At 72.3% G+C, this 20,994-nt stretch carries 19 protein-coding genes; 7 read left to right on the top strand and 12 right to left on the bottom strand.

Translation table 11 applies throughout. The features are described 5' to 3' along the window. Nucleotides 1-41 precede the first annotated feature (41 nt). From ACQPZ4_RS24130 to ACQPZ4_RS24120, 3 genes are read left to right on the top strand one after another with little or no spacing between them, the layout of a single operon-like run. On the top strand, nucleotides 42-1,922 hold the full coding sequence (locus ACQPZ4_RS24130; protein ID WP_433065354.1) for a sensor histidine kinase: 1,881 nt from the start codon (nucleotides 42-44) through the stop codon (nucleotides 1,920-1,922). After that, nucleotides 1,919-2,560 carry a response regulator transcription factor gene (locus ACQPZ4_RS24125; protein ID WP_433065351.1) on the top strand — a complete coding sequence of 214 codons (642 nt, stop codon included), beginning with the start codon at nucleotides 1,919-1,921 and terminating at the stop codon, nucleotides 2,558-2,560. The genes ACQPZ4_RS24130 and ACQPZ4_RS24125 overlap by 4 nt, the downstream gene beginning before the upstream one ends. Nucleotides 2,561-2,584: 24 nt before the next feature. Continuing rightward, nucleotides 2,585-3,043, top strand: coding sequence for a hypothetical protein (locus ACQPZ4_RS24120; protein WP_433065348.1), 459 nt, complete (start codon nucleotides 2,585-2,587; stop codon nucleotides 3,041-3,043). Here the strand turns inward: ACQPZ4_RS24120 and ACQPZ4_RS24115 are convergent. The 3 genes from ACQPZ4_RS24115 to aceA are packed head-to-tail and all read right to left on the bottom strand — an operon-like array spanning nucleotide 3,030 to nucleotide 6,813. Then, nucleotides 3,030-3,941: an NAD-dependent epimerase/dehydratase family protein gene (locus ACQPZ4_RS24115; protein ID WP_433065346.1), complete on the bottom strand. Its 912-nt coding sequence runs from the start codon at nucleotides 3,939-3,941 to the stop codon at nucleotides 3,030-3,032. The two genes, ACQPZ4_RS24120 and ACQPZ4_RS24115, sit on opposite strands and share 14 nt — an antisense overlap. A gap of 20 nt (nucleotides 3,942-3,961) precedes the next feature. Next, nucleotides 3,962-5,548, bottom strand: a complete 1,587-nt coding sequence (gene aceB, locus ACQPZ4_RS24110; protein ID WP_433065343.1) for a malate synthase A — start codon at nucleotides 5,546-5,548, stop codon at nucleotides 3,962-3,964. Then, entirely contained in the window at nucleotides 5,545-6,813 is a 1,269-nt protein-coding gene (aceA, locus tag ACQPZ4_RS24105) for an isocitrate lyase (RefSeq protein ID WP_433065340.1), read from the bottom strand. Before aceA ends, aceB begins: the two co-directional genes overlap by 4 nt. 153 nt (nucleotides 6,814-6,966) lie before the next feature. Here aceA and ACQPZ4_RS24100 point away from each other — a divergent pair, with 153 nt between their 5' ends. Next, complete coding sequence (locus tag ACQPZ4_RS24100) at nucleotides 6,967-8,346, top strand: short-chain fatty acyl-CoA regulator family protein (protein ID WP_433065337.1); 1,380 nt, start codon at nucleotides 6,967-6,969, stop codon at nucleotides 8,344-8,346. Here the strand turns inward: ACQPZ4_RS24100 and ACQPZ4_RS24095 are convergent. Further along, entirely contained in the window at nucleotides 8,333-9,244 is a 912-nt protein-coding gene (locus tag ACQPZ4_RS24095) for a serine hydrolase domain-containing protein (protein ID WP_433065334.1), read from the bottom strand. The two genes, ACQPZ4_RS24100 and ACQPZ4_RS24095, sit on opposite strands and share 14 nt — an antisense overlap. Nucleotides 9,245-9,280: 36 nt before the next feature. On the opposite strand from ACQPZ4_RS24095, the gene ACQPZ4_RS24090 reads away from it, so the two are divergent. Further along, nucleotides 9,281-9,634: a VOC family protein gene (locus ACQPZ4_RS24090; RefSeq protein ID WP_433065331.1), complete on the top strand. Its 354-nt coding sequence runs from the start codon at nucleotides 9,281-9,283 to the stop codon at nucleotides 9,632-9,634. A gap of 2 nt (nucleotides 9,635-9,636) precedes the next feature. Here ACQPZ4_RS24090 and ACQPZ4_RS24085 read toward each other — a convergent pair whose 3' ends face one another. The 5 genes from ACQPZ4_RS24085 to ACQPZ4_RS24065 all read right to left on the bottom strand — a co-directional run bounded on the left by ACQPZ4_RS24085 (nucleotide 9,637) and on the right by ACQPZ4_RS24065 (nucleotide 14,266). Beyond that, nucleotides 9,637-10,506, bottom strand: a complete 870-nt coding sequence (locus ACQPZ4_RS24085; protein WP_433065328.1) for a hypothetical protein — start codon at nucleotides 10,504-10,506, stop codon at nucleotides 9,637-9,639. A gap of 79 nt (nucleotides 10,507-10,585) precedes the next feature. Further along, nucleotides 10,586-11,989: a M36 family metallopeptidase gene (locus tag ACQPZ4_RS24080; protein ID WP_433065325.1), complete on the bottom strand. Its 1,404-nt coding sequence runs from the start codon at nucleotides 11,987-11,989 to the stop codon at nucleotides 10,586-10,588. 77 nt (nucleotides 11,990-12,066) lie between these two features. Further along, on the bottom strand, nucleotides 12,067-12,441 hold the full coding sequence (locus tag ACQPZ4_RS24075; RefSeq protein WP_433065323.1) for a CATRA system-associated protein: 375 nt from the start codon (nucleotides 12,439-12,441) through the stop codon (nucleotides 12,067-12,069). Continuing rightward, a complete protein-coding gene (locus tag ACQPZ4_RS24070; RefSeq protein WP_433065321.1) occupies nucleotides 12,434-13,609 on the bottom strand; it encodes a sensor histidine kinase in 1,176 nt (391 codons plus the stop codon). Before ACQPZ4_RS24070 ends, ACQPZ4_RS24075 begins: the two co-directional genes overlap by 8 nt. Nucleotides 13,610-13,612: 3 nt before the next feature. Next, entirely contained in the window at nucleotides 13,613-14,266 is a 654-nt protein-coding gene (locus tag ACQPZ4_RS24065) for a response regulator transcription factor (protein WP_433065319.1), read from the bottom strand. An 87-nt stretch (nucleotides 14,267-14,353) separates the two neighbouring features. On the opposite strand from ACQPZ4_RS24065, the gene ACQPZ4_RS24060 reads away from it, so the two are divergent. Then, nucleotides 14,354-15,190, top strand: a complete 837-nt coding sequence (locus ACQPZ4_RS24060) for an ABC transporter ATP-binding protein (RefSeq protein ID WP_433065316.1) — start codon at nucleotides 14,354-14,356, stop codon at nucleotides 15,188-15,190. After that, nucleotides 15,187-16,179, top strand: coding sequence for an ABC transporter permease subunit (locus ACQPZ4_RS24055; protein ID WP_433065313.1), 993 nt, complete (start codon nucleotides 15,187-15,189; stop codon nucleotides 16,177-16,179). Before ACQPZ4_RS24060 ends, ACQPZ4_RS24055 begins: the two co-directional genes overlap by 4 nt. On the opposite strand, the gene ACQPZ4_RS24050 is transcribed toward ACQPZ4_RS24055, so the two are convergent. The 3 genes from ACQPZ4_RS24050 to ACQPZ4_RS24040 form a co-directional block, all read right to left on the bottom strand. Continuing rightward, a complete protein-coding gene (locus ACQPZ4_RS24050; protein ID WP_433065311.1) occupies nucleotides 16,172-18,235 on the bottom strand; it encodes a PQQ-dependent sugar dehydrogenase in 2,064 nt (687 codons plus the stop codon). The genes ACQPZ4_RS24055 and ACQPZ4_RS24050 overlap by 8 nt on opposite strands. A 126-nt stretch (nucleotides 18,236-18,361) precedes the next feature. Further along, nucleotides 18,362-20,170: an endonuclease/exonuclease/phosphatase family protein gene (locus tag ACQPZ4_RS24045; RefSeq protein ID WP_433065308.1), complete on the bottom strand. Its 1,809-nt coding sequence runs from the start codon at nucleotides 20,168-20,170 to the stop codon at nucleotides 18,362-18,364. 145 nt (nucleotides 20,171-20,315) lie between these two features. Then, nucleotides 20,316-20,993 carry a response regulator gene (locus ACQPZ4_RS24040; protein ID WP_433065305.1) on the bottom strand — a complete coding sequence of 226 codons (678 nt, stop codon included), beginning with the start codon at nucleotides 20,991-20,993 and terminating at the stop codon, nucleotides 20,316-20,318. Nucleotide 20,994: the final 1 nt, after the last annotated feature.

The raw sequence follows: 20,994 nt of genomic DNA, 5'->3' as shown, positions 1-20,994 counted from the left end.
CGTGCTGACAGGACCGTCGCCGCGCGCACACAATGGCGGCCATGCAGCCAGTGCTCGTCGCCGCCGGTGCCGCCGTCCCGATCGTGATCGGCGCGCTCGTGGTGCGCGGGCGCGCGCGGCACCCGGCCGGGTGGCTGCTGATCGCGCACGGTGTGGCGTTCTTCGCGCTGCTCGCCTTCCCCGGTACCGCCACCACCCCCGCCGGCCGCGTCGCCGACCAGCTCGGGCAGGGGCTGTGGGTGCTGCTGTTCGTGTTCCTGGTGCTCGTCGCGTACCTGCTGCCCGACGGGCGGTTCGGCAGCCGGTTCTGGCGCTGGTGGGTGCGCGTCGGGCTGGCCGGCGTGGTCGCGTTCGTCGTCGGGGCGGCCGGCGACCGCGAGGGGTACGCGGACGGGCACGCCGGTGCCGCGCCGCCGCTGCCGTGGCTGCCCGCGCCGGTGTCGGGCCTGCTCGGGGTGGCCGGCCTGGTGCTGGTGGCGCTGCTCGTGTTCGGCAGCGTCGCGGCGGTCTGGTGGCGGCTGCGCCGGGCCCGCGACGACGAGCGGCTCCAGCTGCTGTGGCTGGTCTGGGGCGCGCTGACGATCCCGGTGACGCTGCTGACCGGGTGGGTCGACCACTTCCTGCTCGGCGGGACGCGGCTGTTCGCCGCGGCGCTGGGGCTGGTCGCGGCCGGGCTGCCGGTCACGATCGGGATCGCGGTCCTGCGCCACCGCCTGTTCGACATCCGGCTCGTGCTGTCCCGCACGCTCACCTACCTGCCGCTGGTGGCCGCGGTCGTGGCCGTCTACGCGCTGCTGCTCTTCGGCACCGACCGCCTCGTGGGCAACGGCACCGCGGGCGGACTGCTCGCGGTGGGCGTGGTGGCGGTCGCCGTGCACCCCGCGCAGTCGGTGCTGCGGGGCAGGATCGAACGCTGGGTGTACGGTCTGCGCGCCGACCCCCGCGCGGCCCTGCAACTGCTCGCGGCGCGGGCCGAGGCCGCCGATCCGGACGGTCTGCGCGTCGCGGTCGCGGAGGCGGTGGCCGACGCCCTGCGCGTCGACGGCGTGCGCATCGTGGACACCGCACGGCCCGGAGACACCGCACCATCCGAAGGCACCGCACCGCCCGGGGACGCCGCACCGCCCGGAGACGGCGGCCACGTCGTGCGGGTGCCGATGGTGCATCGGGGCGCGGGCGTCGGCGTGCTCGAGGTCGCGGCGCCACTCGACCGGGAGGCCCTCGACCTGCTGGGCGACCTGGCCCGGTACGCGGCCATCCTCGTACGCGCCGAGCAGCTCAACGACGACCTGCGCGACTCGCGCGCCCGGATCGTCGCCGGCCGCGAGGAGGAGCGCCGGCGCCTGCGTCGCGACCTGCACGACGGCGTCGGCCCGGCACTGGCCGCGGTCGTGCTCAAGCTCGACGCCACCCAGTCCCGCCCGGACGCGCAGCAGCGCAACGCCCTCATCGCCGAGACGCGCGACGAGGTGCGGGCGGCCATCGCCGAGGTACGCCGCCTCGTCGACGACCTCCGCCCGCCCGCGATCGACGAGGTCGGCCTGCTCGACGCGCTGCGCCAGCGGGCCGCCTCGCTCTCCGGCCCCGTGGCGTTCGAGGTGACCGGCCCCGGCGACGTCCCGGCGCTGCCGGCGGCGGTGGAGGTCGCCGCCTACCGCATCGCGTCCGAGGCGATGACGAACGTGGTACGCCACGCCGCCGCCGCGCGCTGCCGGGTGCGCATCGACGTCACCGGCGGCGCGCTGCACCTGAGCGTCGAGGACAACGGCCGCGGCCCCGGAGCCGCGGCACCGGGCGTCGGCTGGACCTCCATGCGCGAACGCGCGGCCGAGCTCGGCGGTACGTGCACCGTCGCACCCCGCCCCGAGGGGGGCACACTGGTGCGTGCCGAACTCCCGCTCGCCGTCGGAGGTACCGCGTGATCAGGCTTCTCGTCGCCGACGATCACCCCGCGTACCGGCGCGGGCTGCAGCTCATGCTCGACGGCAGCCCCGACATCGCGATCGTCGGCGAGGCCGCGACCGGCGAGCACGCGGTCGAACTCGCGCGCTCGCTCGGCCCGGACGTGATCCTCATGGACATCCGCATGCCCGAGCTCGACGGCATCGAGGCGACCCGCCGGCTCGCGCACGCCGGCTCGGCCGCCGCGGTCGTCGTGCTGACGATGTTCGAGGACGACGACTCGGTCTTCGCCGCCATGCGCGCCGGTGCCCGCGGGTACCTGCTCAAGGGGGCCGACCAGGCCGAGATCGAGCGCGCGATCCGGGCCGCGGCGGCCGGCGAGGCGATCTTCGGGCCGCAGATCGCGCAACGGGTCATCGCCCACTTCGCCACCGGCAGCGGCTCGGCGGCGGCGGCGTTCCCGTCGCTGACCGAACGCGAGCGCGAGGTGCTCGAACTGGTCGCCGCGGGCAAGGGCAACGCGGCGATCGCGCACGAGCTGATGATCAGCCTCAAGACGGTGCGCAACCACGTGTCGAACATCTTCACCAAGCTGCAGGTGTCCGAACGCGCACAGGCGATCGTCAAGGCCCGCCAGGCCGGCCTCGGCGGGGCCTAGCGTATTCACGCTATTCTCTGTCGCGTGCAGGTGACCAGGAAGCGGCCGACCGGTGGGATGCTCGTCGCGATCGCCCTCTTCGGCGTGACGCTGTTCCTGGCGTGCAACGGCCTGTGGTTCGGCTGGCACTGGGCGAGCGTCAACTCCCGGTCGGACCGCATCTGCGACACCGGCTCCCGGCTGTACGACCAGGACAACCCCTGGGGCAGGGTGAGCAGCTGCAGGGTCCTCGACCGACGCGCCTACCTCTACGACGGCGCCGACCGCGACGGCAGCGTCACCCTGCTGCTCGACACGTACCAGGGCCTGGCCGCGATCCGCATCGACTACTGGGAGATCTCCGTGGGCCACCCGCGGGCGACCGCCGTCGAGCTGGCCGTCGACGCCACCCCGGGTCTCTCCAAGCCCACCACGATCCGGCTGCGCAGCGACGTCATCGACCGCGGCGGCCCGAGCAAGCACCCCTGGGTCATCGAGGGCTGAACGTCTCGCGGATCGCGCCGTCCAGTTCCCGGCCGGTGACCGGCTCGACGTACAGCTCGGCGAGGAACACCCCGGCGGCGTGGCGCACGTTGACGCCGGACTCCTTGCCGCCCAACGCCTGCAGCGCCCCGCCGAGCCCGGTGGCGGCGCGCACGACCCCGCCGGGCAGGTGCCGCACGGGCCGCGGGCGACCGGCGGCCAGGGCGATCCGGGCGAGCATGTCGCGCCAGGTCAGGTTCTCGTCGGCGGCCGGGAGGTCGGAGCCGTCCGCGCAGTCGAGCGCGTCGGCGGCCATGTCGGCCACGGTACGCACCGAGACGACCGCGGTCCCGCCGGCCGGTGCCACCATCGGTGCGGCCGAGCGGGCCCAGCGGTCCAGCGCCGGCGCCCAGTTCGGGAGGCGGTCGCCGGCCGAACCGAACACGAACGGCAGCTCGATCACGGCGACGGGCAGGTCCGGGCCGGCCGCGGTGCGCGCCTGCGCGGCCTGCTCGACCCGGCAGCGGATGTACGTGTGCCGCTCGGCGAGGCGCCACTCGGGGTGCAGGCGCTCGAAGTACGTGTAGTAGGAGCCCATCACGACGCCGCGGGTGAGCCCCGCCGTGCGCGCGGCGGTGAACAGGCGCGCGACCGGTTCGACCATGTCGCGGCGGAACGCCGGCAGGATCGGCTTGCGCAGCGGGCGCTGCTCGTCGGTGCGCGCGGCGTACACGATGCCGTCGTGTCCTTCGAGGACGGCCGCGAGCTCGTCCACCGTCGCCGTGCCGAGCTCGAGCACGTGGTCGACGCCCTCCCGCGCGGTGCGCGCGAGCGAGGTCACCTCGTGTCCCCGCTCGCGCAGCACCGCCACGACGTGCGCGCCGATCAATCCGCTTCCACCGACCACGAGGATTCTCACGCGGTCGATTGTCGATGACGTCAGGCCGACGGAGCCAGGTGGGCATAGGCATCCGTGGTGAAGAACGGCGGCAGGTGCTCGTCCAGCATGGCGCGTTCGACCACGCCGGCCGCCGCGACCGCGCGTTCGAGCTGCTCACCCGTGCGCGTCTCGCTCAGGGCGGCCAGTTCCTCGGCGAGCAGGGCGCGCACCGTCGCCTCGGTGACCGTGCCGCCGCCCGCGAGCGGGGTGCGGTGGTGCAGCCACTGCCACACCTGGCAGCGCGCGATCTCGGCGGTGGCCGCGTCCTCCATGAGGTTCGACAGCGCCACGGCGCCGGTGCCGCCGAGCCACGCGTCGATGTACCGCAGCGCCACCGAGATGTTCGCGCGCAGCCCGGCCGCCGTCACCTGGCCCGGGGTCTTGTCCACCGCGAGCAGATCGGTGGCGGTCACCTCGACGTCCTCGCGCAGCCGGTCGAGCTGGTTCGGCCGCTCGCCGAGCACGCCGTCGAACACGTCGCGGCAGACCGGCACGAGGCCCGGGTGGGCGACCCAGGAGCCGTCGAAGCCGTCGCCGGCCTCGCGCTGCTTGTCGGCCTCGACCTTGGCCACGGCGGCCGCGTTGATGTCCGCGTCCCGGCTCGGGATGAACGCCGCCATGCCGCCGATCGCGTGCGCGCCGCGCTTGTGACAGGTGCGGACGAGCAGTTCGGTGTAGGCGCGCATGAACGGCACGGTCATCGTGACCTCGGCGCGGTCGGGCAGGACGAAGTCCGACCACTGGCCGAAGTTCTTGATGATGCTGAAGATGTAGTCCCACCGGCCCGCGTTCAGCCCGGCCGAGTGCTCGCGCAGCTCGTAGAGGATCTCCTCCATCTCGAACGCGGCCGTGATCGTCTCGATCAGCGTCGTCGCGCGGATGGTGCCCTGCGGCAGGCCGAGGTACTGCTGCGCGAACACGAACACGTCGTTCCACAGCCGCGCCTCGCGGTGGTCCTCCAGCTTGGGCAGGTAGAAGTACGGCCCCGAGCCGGTGTCGAGCTGGCGGAACGCGCAGTGGTAGAGGTACAGGCCGAAATCGACGAGACTGGCGGAGATCGGCCGGCCGTCGACGACGATCCACTTCTCGACCAGGTGCCAGCCGCGCGGCCGGACCACGATGGTCGCCAGCTCCTCGCCCAGCTCGTAGCGCTTGCCGCGCTCGTCGGTGAAGTCGAGGTTGCGGTCCAGCGCGTCGATCAGGTTGAGCTGCCCGCCGACGACGTTCTCCCAGGTCGGCGCGGTGGCGTCCTCGAAGTCGGCCAGCCAGACCTTGGCCCCGGAGTTCAGGGCGTTGATCGTCATCTTGCGCTCGGGCGGGCCGGTGATCTCGACCCGGCGGTCCTGCAGGCCCGGCGCGGGCGGCGCGACCCGCCAGTCCGGGTCCGCGCGGATGGCCGCGGTGTCGGGCCGGAAGTCGGGCATCTGGCCGCCGGCGAAGCGGGCCCGGCGCGCGCGGCGGGTGTCCAGGACGGCCACCCGGCGGGCGGCGAACCGGTCGTCCAGCGCGACCAGGAAGTCGAGGGCGCCGGGCGTGAGGACCTCGTCGAAGCGCTCGTGCATCTCGCCGATGATTTTGTACCTCATGCGAACTGCTCCGTCTCCGTCGAGCCGCGCAGCGCGGTGGTCTCCCCCGCGGGGTTGAGCACGGTGCTGATCAGGTCGAAGTACCCGGTGCCGACCTCCCGCTGGTGCTTGACCGCGGTGTAGCCCTGCGCCTCGGCCGCGAACTCGCGCTCCTGCAGCGCCACGTACGCGGTCATGCCCTCGTTGGCGTAGCCGCGCGCCAGGTCGAACATCGAGTAGTTGAGCGCGTGGAAGCCGGCCAGGGTGATGAACTGGAACTTGTAGCCCATGTGGCCGAGCTCGCGCTGGAACTTCGCGATCGTCGCGTCGTCGAGGTGCTTGCGCCAGTTGAACGACGGCGAGCAGTTGTACGCGAGCATCTGCTCGGGGTGCTCGCGCTTGACGGCCTCGGCGAAGCGGCGGGCGACCTCGAGGTCCGGGGTGCTGGTCTCCATCCAGAGCAGGTCGCTGTACGGCGCGTAGGCGACACCGCGGGCGATGCACGCGTCGACGCCGTTGCGGAAGCGGTAGAAGCCCTCGCCGGTACGCTCACCGGTCACGAACGGCGCATCCCGCTCGTCGATGTCCGTGGTGAGCAGCGTCGCCGCCTGCGCGTCCGTGCGCGCCACGATGAGCGAACGGACACCGGCGACGTCGGCCGCGAGCCGGGCCGCCTGCAGGGTGCGGATGTGCTGGCCGGTCGGGATGAGGACCTTGCCGCCGAGGTGGCCGCACTTCTTCTCCGACGCGAGCTGGTCCTCCCAGTGCACGCCGGCCGCACCCGCGACGATCATGCCGGTCATCAGCTCGTACGCGTTGAGGACCCCGCCGAAGCCGGCCTCCGCGTCGGCGACGATCGGGGCGAGCCACTCCGTGTCCGTGTCACCCTCGGCGGTGGTGATCTGGGCGGCGCGCAGCAGCGCGTTGTTGATCCGCCGCACCACCGCGGGCACCGAGTTGGCCGGGTAGAGGCTCTGGTCCGGGTACGTGTGGCCGGACAGGTTGGCGTCGGCGGCCACCTGCCACCCGGACAGGTAGATGGCCTTCAGCCCGGCCCGGACCATCTGCACGGCCTGGTTGCCGGTGAGCGCGCCGAGCGCGTGCACGTAGTCCTCGTCGTGCAACAACTGCCACAACCGGTCGGCGCCCCGGCGGGCCAGGGTGTGCTCCTCCTGGATCGCCCCGCGCAGCCGCACCACGTCCGAAGCGTCGTAGTCGCGCCGCACCCCCTGCCAGCGCGGGTCGGTGTCCCATTCCTGCCGCAACTGCTCGACTGCGTCGCTCATCGTTCGCTCCCTTGTGTGCCGTGCCTCTCCGCAAACGGTCACACGGGGTGAATGGGCCGGTCGAGGGGCGGAAAAAGCCAAATCTTGCCAATTTTCCGAGCGGTTTTGCTAACTTGCGAAAACACAATTTGACATTGGTGCTATTTCTTAGTGATGGCGAAAGTGTTCGCGGGCGCCCGGCTGCGGCGGCTGCGCGAGGAGCACGGCCTGAGCCAGACCGACCTCGCCCGGCACCTGGCCATCTCGCCGAGCTATCTCAACCAGATCGAGCACGACGTGCGGCCGCTCACCGCGCCCGTGCTCATTCGCGCGACCGAGCTGTTCGGCATCGACCCGGCCGTCTTCGCCCAGCACGACACCCCGCAGCTGGTGGCGGGACTGCGCGAGGCCCTCGCCGGAGCCGGGAGCATCGCGGACCTGAGCGAGCTGGCCTCCCGCCTGCCGGAGCTCGCGGAGTCGATCATCGACCTGCATCGCCGGTACCGTCAGGTCTCCGACCAGCTCACCGAGCTCGTCGGCGACCGGGGCCAGCTCGGGCGCAGCCCGCACGACCAGGTGACCGAGTTCTTCTACCGCCGCCAGAACTACGTGCCGCTGCTCGACGAGGCGGCCGAGGCCCTCGCGGTGCGGATGAACCTGCGCCGCGGCGAGGTCCGCCCCGCCCTGCGCGATCGGCTCAGCGAACGGCACGGCGTGCGGATCGTGCGCGAGGAGGCCTACGGGGAGCTGCACCGGTACGAGCCGCGGACGCAGACGCTGCACCTGTCCACCTCGCTGCGCGCCGGGCAGGAGGCGATGCGCATGGCCGCGCAGCTCGCGTTGCTCGAGTACGCGGACGTGATCGACGAGATCGTCGAGGAGGAGCACTTCGAGGACGTGCAGACCCAGATCCTGACCCGGGTCGGGCTGGCCAACTACTTCGCGGCGGCGCTGATCCTGCCCTACGAGCAGTTCCTGACCGCGGCCGAGGCCCGCCGCTACGACATCGACCTGCTGACCGAGCACTTCGCGATGGGCTGGGAGACGGTGTGCCACCGGCTGTCCACGCTGCAGCGCCCGCGCGCCCGCGGGGTGCCGTTCTCGTTCGTGCGCGTCGACCGGGCCGGGAACATGTCCAAACGGCAGTCCGCGACGGGCTTCCCGTTCTCGCGCACCGGCGGGACGTGTCCACTGTGGAACGTGTACGAGGCGTTCTCCTCCCCCGGCCGGCCGGTGACGCAGGTCGCGGCGATGCCGGACGGGCAGCGGTACCTGTGGATCGCGCGCACGATCACGCGGCACCACGGCGGCTACGGGCAGCCCGGGAAGGTGTACGCGATCGGGCTGGGCTGCGAGATCCGGCACGCGGCGCGGCTGGTGTACTCGACCGGCATGGACCTGCACGACGCGGACGCGGCGATGCCGATCGGGCCGGGCTGCAAGACGTGCGAGCGGGCGACCTGTCCGCAGCGGGCGGCGGCGCCGATCAGCCGGCAGCTCGATCTGGACGAGAACCGCAGCACGTTCGTGCCGTATCCGCTCAAGCTCCGCTGAGCGCTTCTTGCAGGACTTCGTCCCAGTCGAGGGCGTCGTCGTTGGCCGCGGCGACCACGTGGACGCCGCCGGGGAACCAGCCGAGCATCGCGCGGTAGCCGGGGTTGTCGCCGGTGTGCATCGCCGCCGGGCGGCCGTCGAAGGTGCCCACGAAATGGCCGTAGCCGTAGCCGGTCACCGCGAGCCGGCCGTCGCAGCCGAGGTCCGGCTCGTCGAACGTCGTGTGCGCGGTGCGCATCATCGCGAGCGACTCGGGCGAGACCAGGCGGCCGGCGTCGAGCGCTTCGGCGTACACGAGCAGGTCGGCGACGGTCGAACAGACATCGCCCGCCGCCACCATCGACGCGACCGACCATGACGGAACAGCCACGCCGTTGCGGTGGCCCGCGACCACATCGGACGGTCGGCGGCCGCTCACCGTCGCGGTCAGCCCGAGCGGCTCCAGGACGCGTTCGGCGAGCAGCCGCGCATACGGCCGCCCCGCCGCCCGCTCCATGACGACGCCGGCGACCAGGAAGCCGGGGCTCGAGTAGTGGAAGCGGCCTGGCGCGGTTGTGCGCGGCTCGTGCAGTACCGACGCGAAACGAGCGTCCCGGGTGGACGGTTCGAGCGGGTCCACGCCCGCGATCTCCGGCCAGTGCCCGATGCCGGACGTGTTGCTGAGCAGGTGGTGCAGCGTGATGCCGGCCCACTCAGGCGGCGCCTCGGGCAACCGGCGCGCGATCGGCTCGTGCAGGTCCAGCCGGCCGTCCTCGACCAGCAGCATCGCCAGTACCGCGGCCAGGTTCTTCGTCACCGACGCGACCTGGAACCGGGTCGCCGTCGTGCAGCCCCCGCCGCTCGACACGCGCACCGGCGCGCCCGGCCGGGCCACCGCCACCACACCGGACAGGTCCACGCGTTTCATCCTTCCAACGCCGGGCAGGTGACGCCAATGGTGAGCAGCTTCGCGCAGTGGACGCTCGATGTGCACGACGTGCACAGGATGGCCGGATTCTGGTCACAGGTGCTCGGGTACGACATCGAACCGGACGACGACGGCGAAGGTGCGCATCTGCGGCCGCGCGACGGTGCGCGCCGCCCGAGCGTCTGGCTGCAGCCGACCGACGCGCCCAAGGTGGGCAAGAACCGCGACCACCCCGACCTCGTGGCCGACGGCGACGTGCACGCGGAGATCGAGCGCCTGCTCGCCCTCGGCGCGACCCAGGCGGACGTCGGCCAGCAGGGCGACGAGGGCTTCATCGTCCTGCGCGACCCGGAGGGCAACGAGTTCTGCCTGCTCTGCTGACGTCACGCCACCGGCTCGCGCGCGGCCGCGGGCCTCGGCCAGCAGGCGACGAGCACGGCGGCCACGAGCGGCACCAGCGACAGGATGGCGAGCGGCTCGGCCCCGTAGATCACGAAGCCGCCCCAGTACACCGCGGGACCCGTGCCGTTGCGGCCGGTGTTGGCCAGCAGGGACCCGGTCGAGGTGGGGATGTTGCCCAGGCAGGCCGGGGCGAGCATGACCAGCGTGACCACGCAGAGGATCCAGTACGCCCGCCGCCTCCCGCGCTCCTGCCCGTGGACGCGCTGCGCGGTGTACCAGCCGAGCGCCGCCCCGAGCAGCGCGCCGGCCAGGCCGCCGAGCACGGTGTCGCGCACGTGTCCGGGCGGCTCGTCCCACATCAGGCTCAGCTGCGCCGCGGTCGGGTTGTAGGCGTCGCCCTCGGTGACCTGCATCGCGGCGAGCATCCCGTCCCGGGTGCCGGTCACCTCCGCATACGCCGCCGGCGAGGTGTTCGGCCCGTAGCGCACCACCGTGGTCCGCACGTCCTGCCAGCCGTGCGCGCGCATCTTGTCCTCGACGGCCGCGGCGTACTGCTCGAAGGTGGTGTCCTTGGGCACGGTACCGCCGACGCCGGCCCGCCCCGCCCGCACGCCGGTGCCGCCGTGCAGGGAGTCCTCGCTGTACGGATTCCAGAAGGTCTTGTGGATGTAGTAGCCGACCTGCTCGTCGAACGGCTCCGGCAGCACCGTGTGCGCCAGGCCGAGCGTGGTCGCCTCGCCGGGCAGCACCGGGTCGACGGCCTGCCACGCGAGCCACGAACCGAGCGCGATGCCGCTGAGGCCACCGAGCACGGCGGCGAGGGCGGCGACCACCACACTGGAACGCTTCATGCGTTGCATTTTGCCGACCCGGGCAGGCGGGGACAATGCGGGCCCGCCGCACGACGCGACGGGCCCCGAGGCGCACGGGTCAGAGGATGCCGCGGGCGTGGAAGGCGGCGCGGACCTTGTCGGCGGCCGCGTTGCCGTAGAGGACGCGGGCCGTGTTGACGGTCGCCTTCGCGGCGGCCGGCATCGTGGTGTTGGGGTCGAAGCGGAACTGCGCCTCCAGGATCACCCGGTTCGCCTTGGTACGGCCGAGCGCTCCGTTGATGTCGAACAGCGCGCGGGACCAGATCTCCCCGTCGGCGTGCACCTCGCCCTCGAGGTCGGCCGGGTACATCTTGGTGCCGTCGACGCGGCGCAGGCAGTGCGGCTGGTCGTCGGTGTAGGAGGTCGAGTCCCAGTCGGCGATGCAGGCCAGCGGGGTGCGCTTGGTGTCCGGGCTGGTCGCCTGGGACATGGTGAACGCCCAGTAGTCGCCGAAGCCCTCGCCGATGGAGCCGGCCTCGATCTCCTCGCCGAAGCCGGGGATCTGGTCGTCCTGGATGGCGTGGCCGTACTCGTGCCAGATGACCTCGTTGTCCTCGGCGTCGTCCACGCCGCCGGTGCCGAAGGTGATGCCGTCGACGTCCGGGTCGTAGAAGGAGTTGTCGTCGGTGAAGCCGGTCGTCTGGTAGTCCTGCGGCTCGTTGTTGACGTCGCGGAACCCGAGCTGGCGGATGTACTCCTGCGCCGAGGTGATGCTGTGGTACCCCATGACCTGCTCGAATCCGGCCTGCGAGCGGTTGTAGTCGTAGACCCGGCGGGGTGAGCGGACCGCGTCGGCGCTGATGTTGTTCGCGAAGTCGCCCTGCAGCGTGGTCTTGTGGGCGTCGAGGTGGGTGAGGGTCACCTCGCGGTACGCGGCCCGCAGCGCCGGATAGTCGGCGTCGTCGCGATCGGTGAGCGACTCGTTCTGCAGCCGCACGACCGGGTTGGGGTCGAAGACGGTACCGCTGCCGGTCGCCTCCCGCGCCAGGTTCTTCTCCTGCAGGGTGGCGCCGGTGCCGGCGTCGAGCACGGTGCGGACGGTGCCGCGGCCGGTGCGCGTGGCCAGCAGCCAGGCGAGCTTGGCGGTGGCGCCCGGCACGATCACCAGCTCGGAGCGGGCGACCTGGCCGCCGGTGCGCCCGGTGACCGAGGCGCGGGCGTGGTCGGGCGCGACGGCCGGCGTCTCGGTGGCCAGGCCGCGCACGTCGAGCCGGCCGTCCTGGACCGTGACCGCGCCGGTCGCGCTGTCGGTGTGGGTCGCGTACCAGCCGCCGAGGACGGGCAGGCCGTGGTACAGCTGCTGGTACCACGTGTGCGTGCCGGTCAGCGACTCGCGCACCTGGAGCTGGCGCAGTCCGTCGGGCACGGCCGGAGCGGCGTGCGCGCTGGTCCCCGCCATCGTCGCGATCAGGGTGCCGGCGGTCATGGCCGCCAGCCATCGGTACCCGCGTCGACGCATCATGAGGCGACCCTAGGCCCGGATCTTGATACATCCGCATGTACAGATGCGCGGCGAGGGGGTCGACGAGGGGCGCCGGCTTAGGAGATGCCCGTGTGCACGCGGCGGATGAGCGTGTCGATCTTCTCGGCGAGGGCGGGCGGGCACAGCGACGTACCATGGCCGCCGATGGACGGCGTCGGGCCGGGACGCAGCAGTTCGAGTCGCTGGTGGGCGTCCTGCAGCGCGGCCGGGTCGTCGTCGCGCAGGGCCCGGTCGACGCGGGTGGCGAGCCCGTCGAGCAGGATCCAGGCCGCCGCGGGCAGCCGCCAGTGCCGCGTGTCGGCGAGGGTGTCGACGATCCCGCGCGGGGTGCGCTGTCCGCGCGGCGTGCCCTGAGCGCTCGGCGTGCCCTCGGCGCGCGGAGTGCCCTGAGCGCGCGGCGTGCCCTCGGCGCGCGGGGTGCGCTCAGCCAACGTGGTCCACCGGGAACAGGACCTGCACGCTCAGCCCGCCGCCCGGGCGCGGCCGGGCCTGCAGGGTCGCGCCGTGCACGGTCGCGATGGCCCGCACGATCGACAGGCCGAGCCCGTGGTGGCCGTCGTCGGCGACCCGGCGCAGCCGCTGGAACGGCTCGAACAGCCGCTCGACCTGGTCGGGCGGCACCTCGGGGCCGGTGTTGGTGATGATCAGCCGAGCGTACCCGTCCAGCTGGCGGGTGCCCACCTCGACGGTGCCGCCGGGCGTGTTGTAGTGGATCGCGTTGTCGAGCAGGTTGGCGACGAGCCGGGCCAGCAGCGTCGGGTCGCCCAGGATGCGGGCCGGGCGGATGGTCGCCGTCACGGTCAGCCCGCCCGCGACGCTGACCGGGGTTCCGCCCGCCGTTCCGCCCGTGACGCCGCCCGTGGTTTCGCCCGCGAGGCCGTGCAGGGCGTCGCGGACCACGGCGTCGAGGTCGACGGGCACGCCGGTCTCCCGGGCCGACTCGCTGCCGGCCAGGGTGAGCAGCGACTCGAGCAGGGCCCCGCGCTGCCGGTTGACCGCGAGTAATCGCTCGAAGCTGGCCCGGTACTCCTCGACGCCCGCCTCCGGGTCGATCAGCGGCTCCTCCAGCAGGGCGTGCTCGACGGTGAGCGGGGTGCGCAGCTCGTGGGCGGCGTTGGCGACGAACCGCTTGTGCCCGTCCAGCGCCGTCTCCAGCCGCCCGAGCAGCGCGTCGATGGTGTCGGCGAGCTCCTTGAACTCGTCGCGCGGCCCCTCCACGGCCAGCCGCTCGTGCACGTTGCGCCCCGATATGCGCTGCAGGCGGCCGGTCATCGTGCGGACCGGGCGCAGCATCCGCCCGGCGATCAGCCAGCCGACGCCCAGTGAGATCGGCACCATGATGAGCAGGGCGAGCCCGGGGGTGATGAGCACCCGCTCCTTGAAGTTCTGGGTCTCGCTGTCGGCGCTGCCGATCCGCACCCCGGTCTCGACGCGGGGCGGGCGGGGCAGGCCCATCGAGCGCGGCGTCTGGGCGACGTCGGTCGGCGGCAGCCCGGCCGACAGGCTGATCACGATCAGGATCAGCACCGCGCCGGAGACGAGGGTGGCGAGGCTGTACAGCAGGGTGAGCCGCCATCGCAGCCGGTTGGACGCGGGCATGGCCTAGATCCGGTACCCGGCGCGGGCGACGGTCTCGATCAGCGGCGGTTCGCCGAGCTTGGTGCGCAGCCGGTTGATGGTCGCCTTAACGGTGGTCGTGAACGGGTCGGCGGCCTCGTCCCAGACCCGGTCGAGCAGCTCCTCCGCGGACACCACCCGGCCGCGCCCGGCCAGCAGGTGCTCGAGCACGGCGAACTCCTTCGGGCTCAGCGCCAGCCGGGCGCCGTCGCGGGTGGCGACCCGCTGGGCCGGGTCGAGGCGCAGGTCGCCGTGGACGAGGATCGGCGGGACGGCCGGGCGGGACCGGCGGCCGAGGGCGCGGATGCGGGCGACGAGCTCGGCGTAGGCGAACGGCTTGGGCAGGTAGTCGTCGGCGCCCAGGCCCAGCCCCTCGACCCGCTGGGCGATGGTGCCGGAGGCGGTGAGCATGAGCACCCGGCTCGGCGCCTCGCGGGCGACGAGGGCCCGGCACACGTCGTCGCCGTGCACGCCGGGCAGGTCGCGGTCGAGGACCACCACGTCGTACTCCACGACGTCCGTCCGTTCCAGCGCCGCACCCCCGTCGTAGGCCACGTCGACCGCCAGCCCCTCGCGGCGCAGCACCCGCGCGACCGAGTCGGCGAGCTGCCGCTGATCCTCCACCACCAGCACCCTCATGCGGCCGACCCTAGACCCCGCCCGGTGACAACCAGGTCACAACGATTGACACCTGGCTGACACCGGCCGAGGACTACAAACAGCCCCATGACGACAACGGTCATCGAGACAGAACGGCTCAGCAAACGGTACGGCCGGCGCCCGGCCCTGACCGACTGCACGCTCACCGTGCCGGCGGGACGGATCGTCGGCCTGGTCGGGCCCAACGGCGCCGGCAAGTCGACGCTGCTCGCGCTCACCTGCGGGCTGATCGCGCCGAGCGAGGGGCGGATCACGGTGCTGGGCAACGCCCCGGCCGCCGACGCCGCGCAACTGGCCCGGGTGGGGTTCGTGGCGCAGGACGCTCCGGTGTATTCCGGGCTGTCCGTCGCCGACCACCTGCGCCTCGGCGCGCGGCTCAACCCGGGGTGGGACGACGGCCTGGCCAGGCGGCGCATCGAGCGGCTCGGCCTGGACCCCGCGCAGAAGGCCGGGCGGCTCTCCGGCGGGCAGCGGGCCCAGCTGGCCCTGACGATCGCCGCGGCCAAGCGCGGCGAGCTGCTGATCCTCGACGAGCCGGTGGCCTCGCTGGACCCGATCGCGCGCCGCACGTTCCTCTACGACCTGCTCGACTTCGTCACCGAGCTCGGGGTGACGGTCGTGCTCTCCTCGCACCTGCTGGGCGACCTGACCCAGGTCTGCGACCACCTGATCGTGCTGGCCGGCGGCCGGGTGCAGGTGGCCGGGGACGTCGCCGACCTGCTCGCGGTGCACCACCGGATCCCGGCCGGCGCGGGCGCGCTGCCGCCCGGCGCGCGGGTCGTGTTCACCGAGCGCAACGGCCCGTCGGTGGTGCATGCCGCGGAGCCGCCGGACGGCGCCGAGCACACGGATCTGGAGGACGTCGGGATGGCGTACATGATGGCGGCGGAGGCGGCGCGATGATCTGGCTGACCTGGCGGCAGTTCCGCACGCAGGCGATCGTGGCGGCGGTCGCGCTGGCGGCGCTGGCCGCCTACCTGCTCTACATCGGCGTGCAGATCCGCCACGACTACACCTCGCAGGTGCTCGGCTGTGTGCCCGAGGACTGCCTCGTGACGAAGCGGGAGTTCCTCAACCGGTACGAGGCGCCGGTCGGCATCGTGAGCCTGCTGCTGATGGCCGTGCCCGGCCTGATCGGCGTGTTCTGGGGCGCCCCGCTGGTCGCCCGCGAGCTGGAGACGAAGACCGATCGGCTGGTGTGGAACCAGAGTGTGACCCGCGGGCGCTGGCTGGGTGTGAAGCTCGCCGTGCTGGGACTGGCCGCGCTCGCCGCCGCCGGGCTGCTCAGCCTGCTGGTCACCTGGAGCGCGAGCGACTACGACCAGTACGTCGGCAACCGGTTCGCCGCGCCGAACTTCGGCGCCCGCAACGTGGTGCCACTGGGCTACGCGCTGTTCGCGTTCGTCCTCGGCGTCGTCGTGGGCCTGCTCGTGCGCCGCACGGTGGCGAGCATGGCGATCGTCGTCGCGGTGTACGCCGCGCTGCAGATCCTGGTGCCCAACGCGATCCGCTCGCATCTGCTGCCGCCGGTGACCACGGACGTGGCGCTCACCCAGGACGTGCTCGCCCACGCCAACGGCTTCGGGCTCAACCAGAGCTCGGCGCGCATCATCGGGTACACGATGGCGGGCACCTGGCCGTCGGACTCGATCCACCAGATCTACAACGCCGACGGCACGCCCTACACGTCCGAGCAGAACCGTTCGTGCATGACGGGCAGCATCGACAAGGACTTCGACTGCCTGGCCACGAGGAACCTGCACTTCACCTACACCTACCAGCCCGGCAGCCGCTACTGGCCGTTCCAGTGGATCGAGACCTCGGCGTACCTGGTGCTCAGCGTGCTGCTGGCCGGGTTCGGGCTCTGGTGGGTGCGGCGGAAGGTCAGCTGAGGGTCACGTGGAAGAGCTTTTCGTCGCTGTTGTTCGGGACGCTGTCCTTGTCGCCGACGTTGGACGTGGTGAGCCACAGCCCGCCGTCCGGGGCCGGTTCGACGGTGCGCAGGCGGCCGTAGGTGCCGTTGAAGTACACCTGCGGGGTCTGCAGGGCCGAGCCGCTGATCTGGGCGCGGTAGAGGCGGGTGCCGCGCTGGCAGGCGATGTAGACGACGTCCCGGACGACGGCGAGGCCCGAGCAGGAGCCGTCGGCCGTCGGGTAGGTGCGCTTCGGCGCGATGTAGCCGGCGGTCCCGCAGGTGCCGCTGGTGCCCTCGCAGGCGGGCCAGCCGTAGTTGCCGCCGCGGGTGATCAGGTTCGTCTCGTCCATGACGGAGTTGCCGAACTCCTGCTCCCACAGCCGGCCCTGCGAGTCGAAGGCCAGGCCCTGCGGGTTGCGGTGCCCGAAGCTCCACACGTAGTTGCCGAACGGGTTGTCGGAGGGCACCGAGCCGTCGGGGTTCAGCCGCAGGATCTTGCCGTTGAGGTTGCCGGTGTTCTGCGCGTTGGCGCCGTTCTGGGCGTCGCCGGTGGCCGCGTAGAGCTTGCCGTCGGGGCCGAAGCGCAGCCGCCCGCCGTCGTGGAACTTGTTGCGCAGGATGCCCGAGAGCAGCACCTGCTCGCCGGCCGTGTCGAGCCGGTCGCCCTCGAGCTTGATCCGCACGATCCGGTTGTCGGAGGGCGAGGTGTGCATGATGTACAGCCAGTGGTCGGTCGCGAAGCCGCCGCTGATCGCGAGGCCCATGAGCCCGCCCTCGCCGTCGGTGCTCTGCACGTTGGGGACCGTGCCGACGACGGTCCGCGCGCCCGTGGCCGGGTTGAGCTTGACGATGTCGTGGGCGTCGCGGCGGGTGTAGAGGATGCTGCCGTCCGGGAGCGTGGCGAGCCCCCACGGGATGTCGGTGTCGGTGCCGATCTGGGTCACCGCGCACACCGGGCTGCCGCAGGACGCGCCGGTGGTCACGGTCGCCGTGCCGCTGTGCGGCGAGACGTTGGCCTGGGCGTCGCGGGCCACGACGTAGTACCGGTAGGTGGTGCTCGCCGCGAGGGCGCTGTCGATGAACGTGGTCGCCGGGGCGCTGGTCGCGGTGCCGGTGATGGTGCCCACCTTGGCGTCGTTGCGGTAGACGTCGTAGGCGCGCACGCCGATGTTGTCGGTGGCGGCGCTCCAGGCGAGGCTGACCGTGGTGCCGGAGGCGCTCGCGGTCAGCCCGCCCGGCGCGGTCGGCGCCTGGTTGTCGGGCTGGCACTGCGGCGGCGTGATCGGCACGGTGGTGCTGGCCTGGGAGACGTTGCCGGCGGCGTCGCGGGCGTTGACGTACAGGCCCCAGGCGGCCCCGCCGACGACGGTCAGGCTGGTGGACAGCGTGTTGCCGGGGACGGACGTCATGAGCTGCCCGTCGTGGTACACGTCGTAGAACGCGACGCCGACGTTGTCGGTGGACGCGTCCCAGGCGAACGTGGCCGCGTCGCAGACGAGGTCGCTGACCCGCGGGTTGCCGGGAACGGTCGGGGCCTGCGTGTCGCCGCTGCCCAGCGTGCTCCGCCACTGCTGGTTGCTCTGCCCGTTGCAGGTCCACAGGTTGACGGGCGTGCTGTTGGCCGTCGTGGCGCCGGTGACGTCGAGGCAGAGCCCGGACTGCACGCCCACGATGCTGCCGTCGACGTTGAGGCGCCACTGCTGGTTGGCCCCGCCGTTGCAGGTGTAGAGCTGCGCGGTGGCCGGCGACGTGGTGTCCTGACCGGCGACGTCGAGGCACTTCGGCTGGTCGTACACCCGGAGCTCACCGGCCGGGGTGTAGGTCCAGGCCTGGTTGTCCTGCCCGTTGCAGTCGTAGATGTTGATCGCGGTCTTGTCGGCGTGCGACCGTCCTGTCACGTCGAGGCACCGCCCGGACGCCACGCTGACGATCGTGGCGCCGCTGGCGGCCTCGGCGGGCACCAGCACGGCGGCCCCGGCTCCGACGACGGCCGCGGCCAGCGCCGCACCGCCGAGAACGAACCTTGCGCGCATGCAGGGGCCTCCACCCGGTGACGCGGGTGTGGGGCGGCTGGCGGACCGCCCCACACCTCGGACATGCATCATCGAAGATGCGCGTTCGTCACCTGTCAAACGCTCGCGCCGACTTAAGGAGCATTTTCAGTTCATTTGAAACACCGTCAAGACGGCGGCGTGATCCGACGGCCACGCGTTGCCGGCCGGGTTGCTCTGCGACGGCGTCCCGACCCACAGCGCGTCCGACGACACGACGGTCAGCGGCCCGCGGTAGTGCACGAAGTCGATCCGGTCCTGCGGCTCGGCCTCGCCGGTGTGCGAGTCGTACCCGTACCCGCCGGCGAACGTCTTGTCGACCGGCGACCAGGTGTTGCCCGGGCTCTGCGCCGGGTTGGGGTGCGCCGCCCGGTACGAGTCGGTGAGCCCCGCGTTCGCCGGCGCGGTCGAGGACGGCCAGGGCACCGCGCCGTACCCGCACCGCGAGTTCGAGGCCGTCCAGTCCAGGTGCGACGGCGCGTTGAAGTCCCCGGTGAGCAGCACCGGCGTGCTCGCCGACGCGGCCAGGTCCGACGCCATCGCGGAGATGATCCCGTTGATCTGCCCGGTCCGCCCCGACGAGGACTCCCGGTCGAGCAGCTGCTGCACCGAGAGGTGCCCGAAGCACGCGTCATAGGGGCCATAGGGGGTGTACCCGAGGTGCGCGCTCCACAGCTTCAGGCTCCGCGACCCGAGGTCGATCTTCGCCGCGACGGCGACACCGGCGGTGGTCGGCGTCGTGGCGGTGATCGGGTACCGGCTCAGCACGGCGACGTCGCTGTTCTGGTAGTACGACCAGCCGAGCGCGCCCGCGAGCTGCGCCGCCGCCCCCGAGTTCTCCTGGATGCCGACGACGTCGACGTCCTGGTCGAGCAGGAACTTGAGCTCCTTCTCCAGCCCGTTGCTGACCACGGTCCCGCCGTGCCACAGGTTCCAGCTCATCGCGCGCACTTGCGGTACAAGTGCGGCGGTTTGGATCCTGATGCTGACCGTGGCGTCGGCGGTTCCGGTGCTGGTCGTGGCCCGGATCCCGACGGTCGCGGTGCCGCCGGCGGTGGGCGTGCCGGCGACCGCGCCGCTGGCCGACACCGAGACCCAGGAGGGCCCGGACGTCTTGGCGAAGGTCAGTCCGGCCGTGTTGCCCTGCACCAGCCCGCCGACCGACGCCGAGTAGGCCGCGCCGACCTTGGCGTTGCGCAGCGTGAACGAGCCGGTCGGGAAGTGCGGGGCGCCGCTGCCGGTGATGCGCAGCGTGACGGGTTGCGCGAGCCAGGTGTACCCGTCGTTGTACAGGTAGTACAGGATGTAGTCGCCCGCGGCGAGCCCGTCGGTGGGGACCGCGACGGTGCCGCTTCCGCCGGTCGCGTAGGCCCACTTCTCGGAGGCGCCGACGAACGCCTGGTTCACCGGCCCGTTGCCCGGGCTGTGGTACAGGCCGAGCCAGTTGGTGCTGCTCACCTTCGACGTGGTGTAGGTCGCCTGGATCGGCGTGCCGGCGGCCACGGTGGCGGAGGCGATCTTCAGGCTTCCGGAGGATGCGCTGGTGAGCTGCAGCTTGACGGGCTGGGCGAGCCACGTGTACCCGTCGTTGTACAGGAAGTACAGGATGTAGTTGCCCGCGGCGAGCCCGCTGGTGGGCAGCGTGCCGGAGCCGCTGGCGGCGGTCGCGTACGCCCATTTGGTCGACGCGCCGACGTAGACCTGGTTCACCGGCCCGTTGCCGGGGTCGGTGTAGAGCCCGACCCAGTTCTTGGCGTTCGGCCGGGGCGTCGAGTACGTGAACCGCAGGTCGCTCCCCACGGCAACGGACGAGGCGGTGAGCGTGCCGTCGGCGGCGGCGAGGGCCGCCTGCACCGGCACGACGGCACTCAAGGCCCCAACCAGCAGGGCAAGCACCACGGGCAGAAGTCTGCGCATCGCTTCTCCACAAATCGAAGGTCGACGATCAATCCTGCCATCGTCCAGTGAAACGAAGCGGTGCATAGAGCAACCGGCATATGTCGCCGAGGTGTGGAGATCACTGACTTCCCCGCGGTGACGAGCCGATCGGTCCGAGCCTCATTCAGCCGGCGGCCCCCTTCCCGGTGGGCACGATCCGCCCGGTCTCGTACGCCCACATCGCGATCTCAACCCGGTTCCGCGCCCCGAGCTTGGCCATCAGACTCGCCAGATGCGTCTTGGTCGTACTGAGGCTGATGAACAACGAACCCGCGATGTCATGGTTCGACAGCCCCTGCGCCACCGCGATCAGGACCTCCTCCTCCCGCGGCGTCAACGGATCCACCGGCTGCACCGCGGTCCGCCCGGCCGGCACACTCGCGAACGCCTCCAGCAGCCGCACCGTCACACTCGGCGCGATGAGCGCCTGCCCGTCCGCCGCCGCCCGCACCGCCTGCGCCAGCAACTCAGGCCCGGCGTCCTTCAACAGAAACCCGCGCGCCCCGGCCCGCAGCGCCCCATACACGTACTCGTCCAGATCGAACAGCGTGATCACCACGACGACCATCGGCTCGGCAACCCCGGGCCCGGCCAGCATCCGCGTCGCCTCCAGCCCGTCCAGCTCAGGCATGCGAATGTCGAACAGGCACACATCCGGCCGCAACTCCCGCGCCAGCCGAACCGCCTCGGCACCGTCCTCCGCCACCGCAACCACTTCAATGTCCGGCTGCGCATCCAACATGATCCGCAGCCCGTTGCGCATGATCGCCTGGTCATCGGCAATCAGCACCCGAATCGCCACA

The organism is Dactylosporangium sp. CS-033363, assembly GCF_050942475.1.
Taxonomy (GTDB): Bacteria; Actinomycetota; Actinomycetes; order Mycobacteriales; family Micromonosporaceae; genus Dactylosporangium.
The sequence above is the reverse complement of the archived record's forward strand: the minus strand, read 5'-3'. Positions and strand labels throughout refer to the sequence as shown.

What these genes read in the sequence shown, in the direction of transcription:
- ACQPZ4_RS24100 (WP_433065337.1), top strand. Translation starts at nt 6,967, where the DNA reads ATGGCGAAAGTGTTCGCGGGCGCCCGGCTGCGGCGGCTGCGCGAGGAG.
- ACQPZ4_RS24090 (WP_433065331.1), top strand. Translation starts at nt 9,281, where the DNA reads ATGGTGAGCAGCTTCGCGCAGTGGACGCTCGATGTGCACGACGTGCAC.
- ACQPZ4_RS24065 (WP_433065319.1), bottom strand. Translation starts at nt 14,266, where the DNA reads ATGAGGGTGCTGGTGGTGGAGGATCAGCGGCAGCTCGCCGACTCGGTC.
- ACQPZ4_RS24085 (WP_433065328.1), bottom strand. Translation starts at nt 10,506, where the DNA reads ATGAAGCGTTCCAGTGTGGTGGTCGCCGCCCTCGCCGCCGTGCTCGGT.
- ACQPZ4_RS24050 (WP_433065311.1), bottom strand. Translation starts at nt 18,235, where the DNA reads ATGCGCGCAAGGTTCGTTCTCGGCGGTGCGGCGCTGGCCGCGGCCGTC.
- ACQPZ4_RS24130 (WP_433065354.1), top strand. Translation starts at nt 42, where the DNA reads ATGCAGCCAGTGCTCGTCGCCGCCGGTGCCGCCGTCCCGATCGTGATC.
- ACQPZ4_RS24060 (WP_433065316.1), top strand. Translation starts at nt 14,354, where the DNA reads ATGACGACAACGGTCATCGAGACAGAACGGCTCAGCAAACGGTACGGC.
- ACQPZ4_RS24045 (WP_433065308.1), bottom strand. Translation starts at nt 20,170, where the DNA reads ATGCGCAGACTTCTGCCCGTGGTGCTTGCCCTGCTGGTTGGGGCCTTG.
- ACQPZ4_RS24080 (WP_433065325.1), bottom strand. Translation starts at nt 11,989, where the DNA reads ATGATGCGTCGACGCGGGTACCGATGGCTGGCGGCCATGACCGCCGGC.
- aceA (WP_433065340.1), bottom strand. Translation starts at nt 6,813, where the DNA reads ATGAGCGACGCAGTCGAGCAGTTGCGGCAGGAATGGGACACCGACCCG.
- ACQPZ4_RS24055 (WP_433065313.1), top strand. Translation starts at nt 15,187, where the DNA reads ATGATCTGGCTGACCTGGCGGCAGTTCCGCACGCAGGCGATCGTGGCG.
- ACQPZ4_RS24070 (WP_433065321.1), bottom strand. Translation starts at nt 13,609, where the DNA reads ATGCCCGCGTCCAACCGGCTGCGATGGCGGCTCACCCTGCTGTACAGC.
- aceB (WP_433065343.1), bottom strand. Translation starts at nt 5,548, where the DNA reads ATGAGGTACAAAATCATCGGCGAGATGCACGAGCGCTTCGACGAGGTC.